Raw genomic sequence first — 15867 nt, forward strand, 5'->3', positions numbered from 1 at the left:
AAGAAGCCCGCTGCCGCACTGGCGCTGTATCAACAGATGGAACAGAAGGCCAGCGGCAGCGATGCCGGCTACCAGCGGTTCTGGGCCGAAGATGGCATCGCCCGCAGCCAGCTGGCGCTGGGCGACAAGACCCAGGCTGCCGCGACCTGGGGCAATGCCTTGCGCAAGCTGGACGAGGTGCGCGCGCAGTTTCGTAGCGATGAGTTCAAGATCGGTCTGTTTTCCAACGTGCAGAACGCGTTCGAGCAGGCGATCGATCTGTATTCGCAAAACGGCGATGCGGCGCAGGCGTTTGATCTGTCCGAGCGCAGCCGCGCGCGCGCCCTGCTCGATGAGGTGCGCGACCGCGCCAAACTGCATAGCGATCTTGCCGGCACCATCACGGTCAGCGAACTGCAAAAGCGCTTGCACCCGGATGAGCGCGTGGTGGAGTTCCACGCGCTGCCTGGCCGGCTGTTGGTCTGGGTGATCGCCAATGACGGTATTCGCGAACAGAGCTATCCGATTCCACGCGCGGATCTGGTTCGACTGGTCGACGCGTTTCGCAATGCCATCATCGCCGGCAAACGCAGCGCGACGGGTGCCGCCGACCAGCTTGGCGAGCTGTTGATCAAGCCGCTGAATCTACCAGCCGGCGTACGCCTGACCATTGTCCCGCATGGCCCGCTGCACTATCTGCCGTTTCAGGCCTTGCGGGTGGATGGCCATTATCTGATCGAGACGCATCCGATCGCGTTTACGCCATCGATCAGCATCGCCATGCAGTTGATTCAGCGCGGCACCTCCGCCCGCGGCACGCTGGTGGCCTTTGGTAACCCGGATGTGGCCCCGCAATATGCCCTGCCCGGTTCAGAAGCCGAAGTAAAGGCGCTGGCGACGGCGTTTCCAGGCAGTGAGCTGTATTTGCACGGCGATGCGACCAAGCGTCAGTTTGAGCGCATGGCCAGGCCGACACGCTTGATCCGCTTTATTCGCGCATCTTGCTGGCCAGCGAAAACGGCCAGGTGCATTTTCTGGAAGCGCGCGAGGTGTTGGAGCTGGATCTGTCCAAGGTCTCGCTGGTGACCTTGTCGGCCTGTGAATCCGGCCTGGGCCGGGTCGCCGATGGCGACGAGGTGCTGGGCTTTACGCGGTCGTTTCTGTCGGCCGGCAGCTCGGGCCTGATCGTTTCGCTGTGGCCGGTATCGGACGACGCCACCAAGCTGCTGATGTCCACCCTCTATGGCGAACTGGCTCGCGGCACCGATGTGCAGCTGGCCATGCAGCGCGCGCAGATCGCCGTGCTGAAAGCGTCGGGTATGGAGCATCCGTTTTTCTGGGCGCCGTTCGATGTGATCGGTGATTGGCGCCTCACCGTAGGAGCCAAATCATGATGTCTGCAAGGAACGCCTGGTTGCGTCGCCGTCGCCTGCCGTTGTCGATCGTACTCGGCATGATGGCCCTGCCCGCCTTCGGCCAGTCGACCACGCAAAGCCCGCAGGCGCTAGCGGCACCGTCGCTGCCGCAGAACAACCAGGCGCCGGCCTTGCCACCGCCGCAAAGCCTGCCGGCAGCGCCGCCGGTCACCGATTCTCAGCTGAGCTTTGTGCTGCGCGATGTCGTGTTCAGCGGCGCCAGCGTGTTCTCGCCACAGCAGCTGCGCAGCGAGATCGCCGAGCATCTGGGCAAGCCGGTTACCCTGGCTGATCTGGATCAGGTCGCGCAGCGCATCACCGCGATGTATCGCCAGCACGGCTATGTTTTCGCCACTGCGGTGGTCCCGGTTCAGCAAGTGAAAGACGGCGTGGTGCAAGTCAGCATCATCGAAGGGCGGCTGGGGCAAATCCATTTGCAAGTGTCGCCGGGCGCGCCGATCGACGAGCAACGCGTTCGCGCCATGCTGGCGCCGCTGGTGCCGGGGCAGCCGCTGAATGGCCAGACCTATGAGCGGACCATGCTGCTGATCTCGGATATTCCCGGGATCAAGGCGGAGTCGGCGCTTTCGTCCGGTGCCGATCCGGGCACCACCGATCTCACCGTCAAGATCTCGCGGGGCCATCCGCTCAACGTCTCGTTAGGCATCGACAATTACGGCACCCGTGAAGCAGGCACCTTGCGCGGAGGTGGCTCGGTACGCTGGAACAGCCCGCTGGGCTATGGCGACAATCTCGACGCGCGCGCCTTGATCTCCGAGCGCGGCGGCACGGCCTTTGGGCGTGTCTCGTACGAAGCGCCACTGGGTTATCAAGGTATCCGCGCCGGCCTTGGTGCCACCCAGGTCGATTACAGTCTGGGCGGCAACTTCGCGGCGCTGGATGCGATCGGTCGCGCACGCATCTACGACGGCTCATTGACCTTTCCGCTGATTCGCCAACGCAGCCAGAATTTCTTTCTGCGTCTGGCGATCGACCGCAAGGAGCTGACCGATGAGTTGCGTGCGGTGCATTACGAATCGCACAAGCGGGTGCAAGGTGTCAGCGTCGGCTGGGCGTGGGAGCGGCGCGATAATTTTTTTGGTGGCGGCTACTTCAGCAGTAACGGCGTGCTTTACCTGGGCAACCTGCGCATTGCCGATCCCAATCTTCGTGCACTTGACCAGGGGCCCTACGGCAACCACACCAGCGGCGACTTCACCAAGCTGACGTTTCAGTTCTCGCGACTACAGGCGCTGACGGCCAAGCAGACCTTGTTCCTGGGTATCGGCGGCCAGCTAGCCAATCACGATCTCGATGCATCCGAAAAACTCTCGCTGGGCGGACACGATACCGTGCGCGCTTATCCGCAAGGCGAAGTGCTGGCCGACCAGGGCTTTATCGCCAACCTCGAATACCGCTACGCGCTACGCAAAGACCTCACCACCTACGCTTTTTACGACGTCTCGCGCGGCTGGCTCAATCGCTCGCATGAGGCCACCAATGGTCGGCTTATTCGCAGTTTGCGTGGCCCCGGCGTGGGCTTGAACTGGGCCAAGCCCGGCGATTTCGCGGTTGACCTGACGGTGGCGTGGCGCGACTCGCGCGCGGCCGCCAACAGCGGCGACGACAAGAAACCCCGTGTGTTTTTACAGATACAGAAATTTTTCTGACCACGCAGACACCACAGCCTGCTGCGTTAGCTCGCTGCGTTTAAAGCGGCCATTGCTGACGATGGCGGTACGGAGACCCGTTATGAAGGCGCACTATTCACCTAGCTCTTCCCTGGCATGGCGCTCGCTGCGGCGCCCGCTGACGCTGGCGATTGCCTTGGCGCTGGCGCCGGCCAGCTGGGCACAGAACCTGCCGGGCGGTTTTACCTTGAAATCCGGCCAGGTCGATTTGCCTAGTACCGTGGGCAAGACCATGACGGTTACCCAGCACAGCAAGGGCGGCATCGTCGAATGGAATAATTTCGATATCGCTAACACCTATCACGTGGACTTCAAGCAGCCCAGCGCCGACAGCGTCACCTTGAACCGGGTAGTCGGTAGCGGCGGTGCCTCGAATATCGATGGCTTGCTCACCGCCAATGGACGCGTGTTTGTCATCAACACGGCCGGGGTACTGTTCAACAGCAATGCCCAGGTCAACGTCGGCGGCCTGGTGGCCTCGGTACTGGATATCAGCAACGCCGACTTCAACAGCGGCCTCGCCAGCGGCAAGTATGTCTTCAGCGGCAGCGAAAACCGTGTCGACAACTTAGGCAAGATCACTACCGCAGCCAACGGTACGGTGGCCTTGCTTGGCAATATCAATAACAACGGCACCATCACCGCGCCCGGCGGAACGATAGTCATGGGGGGTGGCAAGCAGGTCACCTATGACATCGGCGGAGACGGCCTCACGCAGTTGGTGATCAACATACCGGACAACTTCGGCAACACGGTCACCAACAACGGTCAGCTATACGCCGACGGCGGCAGCATCGCCCTGATCAGCGAAAGCGCGAACCCAGGCAATGGCCTAGGCGTTGTCAATCAAAGTGGCATCGCCCAGGCCCATTCGCTGCAAAACCGCAGCGGCCAGATAGTGCTCTCGGGCGGAAGCAACGGCTCGGTCGTGGTGCAAGGCATGGTTGACGTCAGCGGCACCAGTACCGTGTCCGGTGGCACGATCACGATCAACGGATACGACGTCAGCACCGACGCCTCGGCAAACATAGTGACTGATGGACTCAACGCCGGCCCGATCAGCATGCATGCCACGAATGTGTTGGGCATGGCCTCTAGTACGATGCTGTCGGCCAATGCTCTGGGCAATGGCAACGGCGGCACTATCGCTGTGGTCGGTGACCAGACCCTGTATGCCTTTGGCAGTGCCAGCGCCCGCGGCGGTGCCAGCGGCGGCAATGGCGGCAGCATCGAAACCTTTACCTCCAACGGCATGGATACCTCCGGGTTCCACGCCGACGCCGGCGCCGCCAACGGCATGCCCGGTCAATGGCTGATCAACGCAGCCGCCAATCTGCAAGTCGTCAACGGCAACGTCACCGGCCAGATCCCGGACTTTCCGTACTTGGTTATCAACGGCGCCACCGTGCAGGACAGTGATGTCAATCGCGCGCTCAACAACGGCACCCATGTAAGCATCGGCACCGCGGCCACCAGCGCAGGCGGCAGCACCAACATCGTTTTCAATAGCGGTGTACAGATTCAGCGAGACAACGGCACCGCCCCGCTCGCCCTGCATTTCGATTCGAACACCAGCATCAGCAGCAACGGCAACTTCAGCATGATCTCCAATGCCGGCCCGCTGAACATGTACTTCAACAGTATCTCGTCGACTTACAACAGCGGCAACGCGATCAACTTCTCCAACATGACGACGCTGAAGAGTAACGGCGGCGACATCCTGATGTACGGGCAAAGCGACCCGAACCAGGGTTACGCGCGCGGTATCGCGTTGGGTGGCAATGGCGTCACCATCGATACCCGCACCGGTGGCAGCGACACAGCCCCCGCCGGACAGTTGCTGTTGCGTGGCTGGGGCTTGAGCAGCAACAGCCTGTCGCGAACCGGCGTACTCCTTGAGGGCGGCTTCGGGCCAGGGCTCACGATCAACACGGGTACCGGCGATATCAGCATCGTCGGCCGTGGCGATGGGGGCGGCTCCGGCATCTTGATGGATCTTGCCAATGTGCCATCGATCCAGTTGCTGACCAGCAGCGGCAACATTCGCATGAGCGGATTCGGCAGCAGCCAACCCAACGTCGGCGTGGGCGATGGCATCTCCTCCTCGTACCCCGGCTTTGGCAGCGGCAGCATTATGCTGAAGACCGGCAGCGGCACCATCGACTTGCGTGGCTACGGCGTTGGCGACCAGTTCATTGCGAACAATCAACCCAGCTATAGCAACGGTATCGACCTGACCAGCAATACCAGCCTGCAAAGCACCAGCGGCGACATCTTGCTGACCGGATCATCGCTGGGACAAGGCCGCGGCATCATGCTCGAAGGGGCTGGCAACAATAGCGCGCCCAGCTCGATCGATGCGGGCAGCGGCAACATCGTGCTGCGTGCCTATAACCTGCTCGGCGATACCAGTAATCCGTTTCTGTTCGACGGCACCGTGCATAGCAGTGGCACGGTGAATATCCGCGGCGGCAGCGTGGACACCAGCGGCAATGTGATTGAGGACACTGCCGATCCGATTCAGATCGGCGCCGGCAATACCTACGCCGGCGGCATCAACCTGCTGCAAAGCGATCTCAACCAAATCCAGGCCGGCACCCTGGTGCTCGGCAGCGCCGTGCAGCGTGGCGACGTCAGCGTGGCCGCCGAGGCCGGCAATATCAGCTACAGCGGCAACCTGGTGCTACAGGCAGGCGGCGGTGGCTCGGTGCGCGACTACAGCAGTGGCGTACTGAATGTGGGTAACCACACGCTTGCACTGGTCGGCAGTGCCGGGGTGAGCCAGGTGGGCGCCATCAGCGCCGGGGCTTTGCTGGCGATATCCAGCGCAGGCAGCGTGCAACTGAGCAACGATGCCAACCAGATCTCGGCCGATACCGTGGCCGGTTCCGCAGCAGGCGATTTCATTTTTCACAACGCCGGCGACGTCGGCATCGGCACCGTCAATGCCAGCGGCATGGGAAGCACTTCGAACACGCCCATGGCGCTGACCGGCAACGGCATCTCCGCCGGTGGCCATGTGCTGGCGCAAAGCATCAACGGCAACGTGCTGCTTAATGCCCCGGTAGCCGGCAATACGGTCGACCTGGTCGCCAACAGCGTCAGCGGCACCTTCCAGAATCCCGCCGGGGCCGCCATTAACGCACCCGGCTCCTGGCACGTATGGGCGTCGACCTGGAACGGGGAAAATCGCGGCGGCCTGGTCGGTAACGGGGCGCAACCGAATCTGTTCGGCTGCACCTACGGCGCGGCCTGCGCGGTATCGCCGGCCGCCAACGCCAGCCAATTCATATACCGGAAGCAGCCTACCGCGACGATCACCATGGACAGCTTCAGTCGGCAGTATGGCCTGGCCAATCCGATACTGACTTATGTTGTCAATGGACTTCTATTCGGCGATCAAGTCAATAACGCCATCAATGGCATGCCAGTGACCAGCGCCACTCAGGCCAGCCATGTCGGCAGCTATATCATCGGCGGCAACTTTGTTTCGCCGACCGGCTATTTGCTGACCATCGTGCCCGGTTCGTTGATGATCACGCCGGCGACCTTGTACTACACCGCCAATGACTACAGCCGCATTTACGGCGACCCCAATGGCGTACTGGGCGGTAGCGTGACCGGCTTCCGCAATAACGACACGCTGGCGACCGCGACGACCGGCAATCTCGGTTTCACCAGCAGCGCCAACCAGGGCTCTAACGTCGGTACCTACGCTATCAACGGTGGCGGCCTGCAAGCAGGGGATTACGTGCTGCTGCAGGCACCTGGCAATGCGACGGCCCTGCAAATCACGCCTGCCATGCTGCAATATGTCGCCGATCCGTCACAGCGCACGGTGGGCAAGCCAAATGGCCTGTTCGGTGGAACCCTCAGCGGCTTCCGCAATGGCGACACCTCGACCAGCGCCACCAGTGGCACGCTGTCGTTCCAGTCGCCGGCCGGCCCAAACTCACCGGCCGGCAGCTATGCCATCGACGGCAGCGGCCTGACCGCCATGAATTATTACTTTGCCCAGGCGGGCAGCAACGCGACAGCGCTGACCATCACCGCGCCGGCGCAGACCTATACCCTCGACCTGGTACGCGATACGCCATCCTCGTATGTGTACGACCGCAACTTTGGCATCGTGGCATTGTGTCCGGCGGTCGACCTGACCACCAGCAGCCGCGACCAGGACGGCGATACGCTGACTCGCGAGTGGGCTCGCGTGCGCTCACGCCCCAATCTCGCCAACTGCGTTTCTACCCGGCAAAAGAACAGCTGCGGCGATTTCTGATCGTCGCAGCCGGGCTCAGCGCCCGCCGGCCAGCGGCACACCAATGCGTGCCAGCAGGGCCGGATCGGAGCGATAAATCATCGAGCCCATGTGCTCCAGCTGTATCCACGGGCACAGCCAGATATGCCCGCCGACCGCGCGCAAGCGCTGGCAGAACCAATAATCTTCCGACAGATAGCGACGGCTCACCGGATCGATGCCGCAATCGAAATACATCACCCGCTCACGTTGCGCCTCAGGTACCGAAGGGTCGTCGTTACGATAACGCTGCTCCGGATAGTGCCGCTCGAACAACGCGAAACTGGCGCGCCTGATCAGCATGAAGCCGCAGCCGACTTCGGCAACCTCAAGCGGCTCGCCCAGCGCCACGCGGCCGCCCGCCCCTGGCAACGGATTAAATACCAGTGGCGAGGCCACCTGGCTTAGCGTTTCCGCATCGGTGATGCCCATCGCCATCGCTCGGCTCAATTGATCCCAGGCGATTTGCTTGCGCGGATAAGCGCCGGCAATGATGTCATAAGGGCTGTGTTCGTCGGCAAGCAGCAACAGGCTCAACGCATCCTCTGCCTTGAAGCCGATATCGGCATCGATAAAAAGCAGATGCGTGCTGTCGGACTGCAGAAAGTTGGCGGCGATCTCCGCCCGCGCGCGTGAAATCAGCGACTCATTCAAGACGAACCGTGTATCCAGTGCCACGCCGAGCTTGGCGCACAACTGAGACAACTCGCAAAGCGAACGCAGAAAAGGCCCGGTGGCCTGCCCGCCATACATCGGGGTGCCGATCATCAATCGCCGCCCACGCAGGGTTTCGGGCGTTATAGCGATCTCCATTCCCAGCCTCCGTCACCGCAACGCGCAAGAAAATTCAGCAAAGCTATTTGGCGTCATGCATCCTGCCACGACTATCTAGCGCAGAAAAGAAAAGCTAGCGATGCAGAAAGACATACAGCTTGTGGCCTAAAGCGGCTGTTTGCATGGTACCCAAAGGCTATCCGCAGCAGCGTCTTCCATCGGCTGAAACAGGCATGACGACTAATTATTTCCTGGTGGGACTAGAGCGTTTATGACGCATACGTTTTCGGCCAGCGGCAACATGGCTGCCTCGGCGCGTCGCTTGTCAATTTCTTCCGGTGTGCCCTCGGAGGGGTTCGGCTGCCACTTTCCGTTCTGCATGGTGAGTTGGGTACCATAGAGCTGTTTTCTTCCCGCGTTGTCCAAAATGCGGTCACGGAGCATCGCGACATGATTCGATCTTGGGGAATCCGCGCCGCGCCGAGCCTGAATAAGCTTAGCCACCTTGATCTGAAGAGCTGGCGCGCGGTCGGCATGTTGCACCAGCAACCAAGCCGCATCCATGCCATCGCGTCCCACCTGGGACACCGTGGGAAAGCCATACCTGGCAACCATCTGTTGAAGAAAAGGGAGGTTCTTGGCATCCAACGCCATCATGGCGTCGGCCTGCTTGGACGGATACGGTGAACCTGCATTTATCCACGCGTTTCTGACATCGGCATCGGCCTTGGACATTTCGATAAGCTGGGCGCGTAACGCTGGGTCGGTAGGCTGGGATGTGGCTGTCTGAATTAATTGAACTCCCTGTTGGTTTCCATGCAATGCCAGCCAAGCACGGGCGTTGGGGCACTTGATCGCCAAGACCTTTAAGTCCTCGGGACTGTAGTCGGCATCGGTTGCCAGGGTCGTGCTCGACACGCCAAGTACGACCATCACGAAAAACAGTCGCATAAAAAAGTAAGTAGTCATTGGGCTTCAGCCAAATTGATAAGTCGGTCTGCGGTTTGGAGCGTCTCTTTTCGATGCGCAACAATGATGCGTGTCTTTCGCAACTGCCTCACTTGATCCGAAATCGCCCATTCGTTAACGGCATCTAGGTGGCTTGTTGCTTCATCCACAATAAGAATGCTGGGGTTGCGATAGATGGCGCGGGCGAGAATGACACGCTGTTTCTGTCCACCGGACAGCGCGGAACCCATATCCCCCACGAGCGTTTCATAATCCATCGGCATGCTCGCAATGTCACCATGGATGGAGGCGATGGACGCCGCGCTGATGATGTCTTCAAGTGTTGCCGATTGGCTGAAGAATGAGATGTTGTCCGCCATCGATCCAGCAAACAAATGATCGTCCTGAAGCACTCCGGCAACCATTCGACGATAGTTGGTTAACCCAAGATTTCGAAGGTCGATACCACCAATTTCGATGACGCCCTCATCCGGCTCCAGCAAGCCGAGCAAAATCTTAATCAGTGTCGATTTGCCACAACCACTTGGCCCCACAAAGGCAACACATTCGTTCGCTTCGACGCGTAGATTTAGTCCACGGAAGATCCATGAATCGTCTTTCGAGTAGCGAAATCCAACATTCTTAAGCGAAATCCACCCGCTTCTAGAAGAGGTGATTCGTATAGGTTCAACGTCTCCCTGGAACCGTGCCTCAAGAACCTCGGGCCGAAAAATACTTTTCACTACCTCCCCCGGAAAATCTTGTTGACGTTGCTTGCCGCAAGACGTGTGCGCCGATGTCGTTGCAGAGACAAGGGGCTCGACCTACGTAACGAGATCCATGCGTTGGATAGCGACTCAAGCTCAACAAATTAGCAAGAACATCCTGTCCTCAAGTGCTGAAATTCCCTGTCCTCGATACGTAGGGCGAGCATGGACACCGTAATTGAAAGATCTTGCGATTTCAAATTTGAATGTGGAATTCAAGCCTTTTTTCCACTAGACAAGTCATCGCACTCATCCATTGAATATTCAAATCATAGCCACTGAAAGCAGAAATGAAATGATCTGAGTTTTTCAACAAGCACCTAATAAACAAGCGATTTCCATAACAACCAGACATGGCAATCAATAAACCGTCAAACAATCCAATTGAGTCCTAGTGATATAAAAAATATTTATCATCTCGATAGTCCTGATACATTCACCGACGCGTATATCTTCGCGATAACTTGCGCATCCGCGACGTATCAGGCCGCCCTTACCGCCTCATTCGCCAGCATCGACATAGAGTCTGATTTCACTCGGAAACTTTCGTCATCAAACGATGCAAGCGACACGGCATCACCCTGTGTCGCCGCACGAGGACGCCTGCTCCATGTGCGATATACGCCACTAGAACGTTCGCAAAAGGCGACGTAGTGCAACGGCTTGCCGTGCTCACCCCGCATGGCGGCTCAAACAATCGATAGGCCTGCTCTTGGCGTCGCTCACCATGTCGCCGACATCAAGCTGCTATCGCGCATCGGCATCTATCCAGTGGCCTGCAAGCGTGGACGATCTCGACTCAACTCGTCGGCTCGGGCTCGTGCTGCCCCAGGTAGATCAAGGCGGCCAACAGAATCAGTACCAGGTGCGCAGCCGTCGCCACACCGTTCCAGTGGACTGACATCCACATGCCAAACCATTCGCCGCCAATGGCCATGAACCCCACCAGCCACAGCCCTAAGCCGAGGCTGAGGCCGATCACGGCCAGCTTCTTGGCTTGTTCGAACTGCGCCACCGAGGCGGCACGGCGGCGCCACATACGCCATGCCCCGACCCAGCACAGCCATGCAGTCAATGTCTGCACAGCAATAATCAGCAGGTAAGCGGCGTGTTGCATCCATGTCGTGGTGATGGCGCGGTAGGTGATGCTGGAACCGGGAAAGATCGTGTCCATCGACATGACGTGCTGGACGTAGGCGAAGTTGCTGCCGTAATCGGTCATGTTGCCAAAAGCGATCAAGCTGATTAGCAGCGCCAAGGCAGCGACCAGCAAAATCTTCGGCAGGCGAAAGGGGCGGATAGGCATCGAGGTACAACCCATGTCAGTTATCTTGTTGAAGCCGCAAGCCAGCGGCGCCCCTCAGCACCGACAGCGCCAGCACGTCATGCATCCATGACCAGCAGCGTGGAGGTAGCCGATGCATAGAGACGGCCCTGCACATCGATCAGGCTGGCTTCGGCAAAGGCGACTCGGCGGCCGATGCTGCGCACCCGCCCTTCGGCGCGCACCAAGCCGGTCTCCTCGGTCATGGCCTTGTGATAAGCGACTTTCAGTTCCAGCGTGGTGTAGCCCTGCTGGGCAGTGAGTCGCGTATGTACGGCGCAACCGCAGGCCGAGTCGAGCAAGGCCGCGGAATAACCCCCGTGCACCACACCCATCGGATTGTAGGCATGCGGCCCTGGCTTGCCGGCGAACACGGCGTACCCTTCATCCGCCTCGATCAGGTCGAAGTCCAGCGACACGGCAATACCTGGGCGCTGGCCTGCGGCGATAAAGGCGCGCAATTGCTCGAGCCCGCTCAGGCCACGGCCTATCTCTTTGATCATGCTCATGAGTGGATCTCCAAACCTGGCTGCTGTAATGAGTCGCCGAGACGAGTCGGCAAGTGGCCGCGGAGCGAACAGCACTCGGTTCAATACGTAGCAGCGAAAGTGCGCCCGCACCTATACCGTCGCATCCCTAAAGCCGGGGCGGGCAGTTTCTCATCAAACGCGTTGACGAATCGTTGCGCCCGCGGTTAGTGGTACGCGCAAGGTATCTGGCAAGTGCCCGCCTGCAGGGCTCAATGGATAGACGTGGATAGTCGCCGACCATGCTTCAGCGGCGACACACGCTTTTATCTCGTGTCTCTAAGTCCTAACCACACACGCCGATGTTTATTACCGCCTGATGCGTGTCCACTAATTCAAGATCATCGAACGGCCTTCGCTCAGGCCATTATTTAGACCACCCCGCCACCGACCATATTGACTGCGTGAGACAGCCCTGACGAACGGTGAAGTTGAATGGCCTGATGACTTGCGATGTTTTGATTCTATAAGCCGATCGCGGCATAAGCCGCCGCAGAGCCAATTCGGCCCTTGCATAGCCATCGGTTATTAATGGAAGGTGGCAGCCCATCAATTAAATCGAGGCAACCTCTTTAAATCACCACCATGAATCGATGAGTGCATTTTCTTGCGACAATCAAATATCACCTTGATAATCACACTTCATGTTGCATGAACATTTATATTGCTATATATCTTAATAAGTGAACGCGGAGGTTCACATCTCGGGGAGGGGTTTATGAAAATATTCGTTCCTGCCGTGATGGCAGCGATGGTTTGTGCCTGCAGTTTTATCGGAATCAATCAGGCCGATGCCGCCGCCATTCAAAATACCGTCAAGAATCAGGCTATCAATCCGGCCCTGCTCCACCTGCGCGGGCCTGGTGTCGGCTGGTTGAGCGGCCAGCCAGATCCCAATCCGGACATGAATGAGCCGGACATGAGTAACTGGCAGATCTTTATCGGCATCAACAAGGCCTCGCCTTCACAGCATCAGGTAGGGCCGAACAACGTCACCACCAACGATGCCCTATGGGAAACCTGGGCCGATGACGGCCTTACGTTTCCGGCATCACCTGATCCGGCGCATCCACCGCAATGGCCGAGCACAGCGACCAACTTTCCGCTGAAGCGCCTGGTGCTGCCTTTCCAGAATGTGATCCGGCGGCAATTGGAAATGCGTAAGCCGTTGCAAATGGAAATTTTCCGCAAGCCGGTCGACGCCGCTCAGCTGTTCAAGCTCAACCCCAAGAAACCGCCTGTCGGCATGACACCGGAGATCCTGGAAATCCAAGCCGGCGGCGGCGAGGAAGTACGGCGCAATCAGAGCGACTTTCAATTCATCATCGACAACCAGCTCTTTTACACGCAGGGTTTGAGAAATGCCTTTACGGCGGGTGTGCCGATTACCTTTCCATCCACCGCGATCGAAATAAAGGCCCGCTGGACACCGATTACCGCCGCGCAAAAGTCGCAGTACCACTGGAACTATGATTCCCAAGGCAATCTCTACGGCTTAATCGCCTTGCACATCATGACCAAGCGCCTTGGCAACTGGACCTGGGCCACCTGGGAATGGGTCGGCAATTCGGGGCGTTGCGACTACATCGGCTGTCACGATGCCTTTGGCGTGACCCCGGCGGATGTCGCACCCAAAACGCCCGTCAATGGCGGCTACCCGCCAGGCACACTGACCCCCGCCCTGCTCGCCAAATTCACCGCGGCCGGCTTATCGGCGGAGTGGCAGAACTATCGGCTCAAGGGTTCGCAAACGCTGTTTACCAATACCACGGGACAAGCGACGCTGCTGGGCAACTCCATTACCGAGGCCGGCTTCGTGCCATCGTCCTCATGCATTACCTGCCATGGGCAGGCTTCGGTAAACAACAGCGGGCAGATCAATCCCAGCTTCGGCTTCACTTCTGGCGGTCAAAGCAGCAACGGCCCCCTGCTGCCGTCGATGTTCTGGAATAGCGCTACCCCGCCGACACTGCAGTACATGCCGATGGATTTTGTCTGGGCGTTCTCGCAGGCATCGCCCGCGCCAGGAGTTCCCTGAGTCTGCGCGATGACAGATGGCGCCCCGGCTGTTGACGCCCGGGGCGTCCTGTCGCCAAGGTGCATCCGCCCCTCCGGCGCACTCCATGCCATGACCGATACTTTGACAATATGTATAAATTAGACATATTGTCTCACTCATGCCAACCGCACTGAAACCCTTCCAGCCGATCTGCGATGCCATCGCACTGCTGCTCGCCCCGCATGCCGAAGTCGTGCTGCATGACCTCAAAAGCGGGCGCATTGCCTATATCGCCAATGCCTACTCCCGCCGCCGGCAAGGCGATTTATCGCTGAATGACGAGGATGGGTTGGCCGATCTTTCCGTCGACATCATCGGCCCCTACCCAAAGACCAACTGGGATGGCAGGCGGCTCAGATCGATTACCAGCGTATTGCGAGACGGCCGCGACAAGCCGATCGGACTGCTATGCATCAACCACGACCTGGAGCCGTTTGCCCGTGCACTGGACCAACTATCCGCGCTGGTAACGCTGCCCAAGCGCGAGCCGCAACCTGCACTGCTGTTCTCGGGGGATTGGCGCGAAGGCGTCAATGAAATCGTCGGCGTATTCCTGACCCAGCGCGGCACCACGCTGGCCGGCCTCACCACCGAGGAAACCGACGAACTTATCGCGATGCTGGATACGCGCGGCCTGTTCAGCATACGCAACGGCATCGCCTATATGACGACACTGCTCGACTGCTCGCGCGCCACGATCTACAACCGCCTCAAAGCAACACGCCTAGCCCAAAGGCCATCCAAAACGCCAACCAGGCGGCCATCCAAACCACGACCACGCACGAAACAGGCGATATAAATCCATGGGCCACAACATGCGTGATTTCGCGCTGGAAGTTCACTTCTCGCAGTGGGAGTTCAAGGCTCGCTACAACATGGCGGCGTCGGATCTGCAAAGCCTGACGCTGGGTGAGTTGCTGCACATGGCCACACCGGAGGATCGCGCCAACTTCGAGCGCAGCAGTCTGGGCTACACCGAGACCTGGGGCTCGCCGTCGCTGCGCAGCGAGATTGCCAAGACCTATGAAAACCTGAGTGCCGAGCAGATCCTGTGCTTCTGCGGCGCGCAGGAGGGCATCTATGTCGCGATGCGCGCACTGCTCGACGAGGGTGATCACGCCATCGTCGTTGTCCCCAACTATCAGTCGGCAGAAACCATTCCCCTATCCATTTGCGCGGTCACCGGGGTATCGCTGGACAGCGAGCATCACTGGCATCTGGATATCGAAAAGCTCGCAGCGGCGATCAGGCCGAACACCAAGCTGATTTCGATCAACTTTCCCAACAACCCCACCGGCCACATCATTCCACCGGCATCGTTCGAGGCCATCGTCGCGCTATGCCGCCAGCACGACCTATGGCTGTTCAGCGACGAAGTCTATCGCCTGATCGAACGCGACCCGCACACCCGACTTGCGCAAGCGGCGGATGTCTACGAGAAAGGTATTTCGCTGAATGTGATGTCCAAAGCCTATGGCCTGCCCGGGCTGCGTATCGGCTGGCTGGCCTGCCAGGACCGCTCGATGCTGATCCGCTTCGAGCGCTACAAACATTATTTGTCCATTTGTAACGCGGCGCCGTCCGAGCACCTGGCATGCATGGCCCTCAAGGCGCGCGAGGCCATTCTGCAACGCAATCGCGGCATCGTCGAAAACAATATCGGCGTACTCGACGCCTTCTTCGCTGAATTTTCCGAGCTGTTCGATTGGCACGTGCCAGATGGGGGCTGCATCGGCTTTATCCGCTACAACGGCGCCGACGGCGTGGAATCCTTTACCCGGCGACTGGTCGAGGAGGCCGGTGTGCTGTTGCTGCCGGCCAGCGTTTATCGCTCCGACTTGGATGATGTTCCAAACCACTTCTTTCGCATCGGTTTTGGCCGCTCCTTTGTGCCGGAAGGCATCCAGGCCATGCGCGAATGGCTGAAGGCCCAGGCAGGCCGAGCGCCACGGTAAGCCTTCACGGCTGGGTTACCTTGCCAAGCATCTTGGTAATGGCCGCCACCACCATATCGGGCTTGTCGAGCATGACCTTGTGCGAACTGCCCACGGCCAGCATCGACTCGCGATGCGCATGATTGGCGGTA

The 15867-nt window shown here is 59.3% G+C and carries 10 protein-coding genes and 1 pseudogene; 6 read left to right on the plus strand and 5 right to left on the minus strand.

Annotated elements, in window-relative coordinates; all coding sequences use genetic code 11:
* The first annotated feature begins 36 nt into the window (after positions 1-36).
* From OUZ52_RS08955 to OUZ52_RS08965, 3 genes and pseudogenes are all read left to right on the plus strand, one after another.
* Positions 37-1373, plus strand: a pseudogene (locus tag OUZ52_RS08955) (CHAT domain-containing protein).
* Positions 1370-3064: a ShlB/FhaC/HecB family hemolysin secretion/activation protein gene (locus OUZ52_RS08960; protein WP_266158044.1), complete on the plus strand. Its 1695-nt coding sequence runs from the start codon at positions 1370-1372 to the stop codon at positions 3062-3064. Before OUZ52_RS08955 ends, OUZ52_RS08960 begins: the two are co-directional and overlap by 4 nt.
* An 82-nt stretch (positions 3065-3146) precedes the next feature.
* A complete protein-coding gene (locus tag OUZ52_RS08965; protein WP_266158045.1) occupies positions 3147-7364 on the plus strand; it encodes a beta strand repeat-containing protein in 4218 nt (1405 codons plus the stop codon).
* A 15-nt stretch (positions 7365-7379) separates the two neighbouring features.
* Here OUZ52_RS08965 and OUZ52_RS08970 read toward each other — a convergent pair whose 3' ends face one another.
* The 5 genes from OUZ52_RS08970 to OUZ52_RS08990 form a co-directional block, all read right to left on the minus strand.
* Positions 7380-8195, minus strand: a complete 816-nt coding sequence (locus tag OUZ52_RS08970; protein ID WP_266158046.1) for a hypothetical protein — start codon at positions 8193-8195, stop codon at positions 7380-7382.
* Positions 8196-8396: 201 nt separating this feature from the next.
* Entirely contained in the window at positions 8397-9125 is a 729-nt protein-coding gene (locus OUZ52_RS08975) for a DUF6624 domain-containing protein (protein ID WP_266158047.1), read from the minus strand.
* Positions 9122-9847 (minus strand): ATP-binding cassette domain-containing protein, encoded by a 726-nt coding sequence (locus OUZ52_RS08980; RefSeq protein WP_266158048.1) that lies wholly within the window; start codon positions 9845-9847, stop codon positions 9122-9124. The genes OUZ52_RS08975 and OUZ52_RS08980 overlap by 4 nt, the downstream gene beginning before the upstream one ends.
* 823 nt (positions 9848-10670) lie before the next feature.
* Positions 10671-11177, minus strand: a complete 507-nt coding sequence (locus OUZ52_RS08985) for a DUF2165 family protein (RefSeq protein WP_266158049.1) — start codon at positions 11175-11177, stop codon at positions 10671-10673.
* Between the two features lie 77 nt (positions 11178-11254).
* Positions 11255-11704: a PaaI family thioesterase gene (locus OUZ52_RS08990; RefSeq protein WP_266158050.1), complete on the minus strand. Its 450-nt coding sequence runs from the start codon at positions 11702-11704 to the stop codon at positions 11255-11257.
* A 736-nt stretch (positions 11705-12440) separates the two neighbouring features.
* Here OUZ52_RS08990 and OUZ52_RS08995 point away from each other — a divergent pair.
* The 3 genes from OUZ52_RS08995 to OUZ52_RS09005 all read left to right on the plus strand — a co-directional run bounded on the left by OUZ52_RS08995 (position 12441) and on the right by OUZ52_RS09005 (position 15736).
* A complete protein-coding gene (locus tag OUZ52_RS08995) occupies positions 12441-13760 on the plus strand; it encodes a hypothetical protein (protein WP_266158051.1) in 1320 nt (439 codons plus the stop codon).
* Positions 13761-13899: 139 nt separating this feature from the next.
* On the plus strand, positions 13900-14580 hold the full coding sequence (locus OUZ52_RS09000; RefSeq protein ID WP_266158052.1) for a helix-turn-helix transcriptional regulator: 681 nt from the start codon (positions 13900-13902) through the stop codon (positions 14578-14580).
* Between the two features lie 16 nt (positions 14581-14596).
* The gene (locus OUZ52_RS09005; protein ID WP_266158053.1) at positions 14597-15736 is read left to right on the plus strand and encodes an aminotransferase class I/II-fold pyridoxal phosphate-dependent enzyme; all 1140 of its coding nucleotides are present in this window, start codon (positions 14597-14599) and stop codon (positions 15734-15736) included.
* The last annotated feature ends 131 nt before the right edge of the window (positions 15737-15867 follow it).

This window comes from Dyella silvatica, assembly GCF_026283955.1.
In the GTDB taxonomy this organism is placed as follows: Bacteria; Pseudomonadota; Gammaproteobacteria; order Xanthomonadales; family Rhodanobacteraceae; genus Dyella_C; species Dyella_C silvatica.

Coding starts and splice junctions, on each gene's coding strand:
- OUZ52_RS08995 (WP_266158051.1), top strand. CDS start 12,441: ATGAAAATATTCGTTCCTGCCGTGATGGCAGCGATGGTTTGTGCCTGC.
- OUZ52_RS08990 (WP_266158050.1), bottom strand. CDS start 11,704: ATGAGCATGATCAAAGAGATAGGCCGTGGCCTGAGCGGGCTCGAGCAA.
- OUZ52_RS08970 (WP_266158046.1), bottom strand. CDS start 8,195: ATGGAGATCGCTATAACGCCCGAAACCCTGCGTGGGCGGCGATTGATG.
- OUZ52_RS08960 (WP_266158044.1), top strand. CDS start 1,370: ATGATGTCTGCAAGGAACGCCTGGTTGCGTCGCCGTCGCCTGCCGTTG.
- OUZ52_RS08985 (WP_266158049.1), bottom strand. CDS start 11,177: ATGCCTATCCGCCCCTTTCGCCTGCCGAAGATTTTGCTGGTCGCTGCC.
- OUZ52_RS08965 (WP_266158045.1), top strand. CDS start 3,147: ATGAAGGCGCACTATTCACCTAGCTCTTCCCTGGCATGGCGCTCGCTG.
- OUZ52_RS08975 (WP_266158047.1), bottom strand. CDS start 9,125: ATGACTACTTACTTTTTTATGCGACTGTTTTTCGTGATGGTCGTACTT.
- OUZ52_RS09005 (WP_266158053.1), top strand. CDS start 14,597: ATGCGTGATTTCGCGCTGGAAGTTCACTTCTCGCAGTGGGAGTTCAAG.
- OUZ52_RS09000 (WP_266158052.1), top strand. CDS start 13,900: ATGCCAACCGCACTGAAACCCTTCCAGCCGATCTGCGATGCCATCGCA.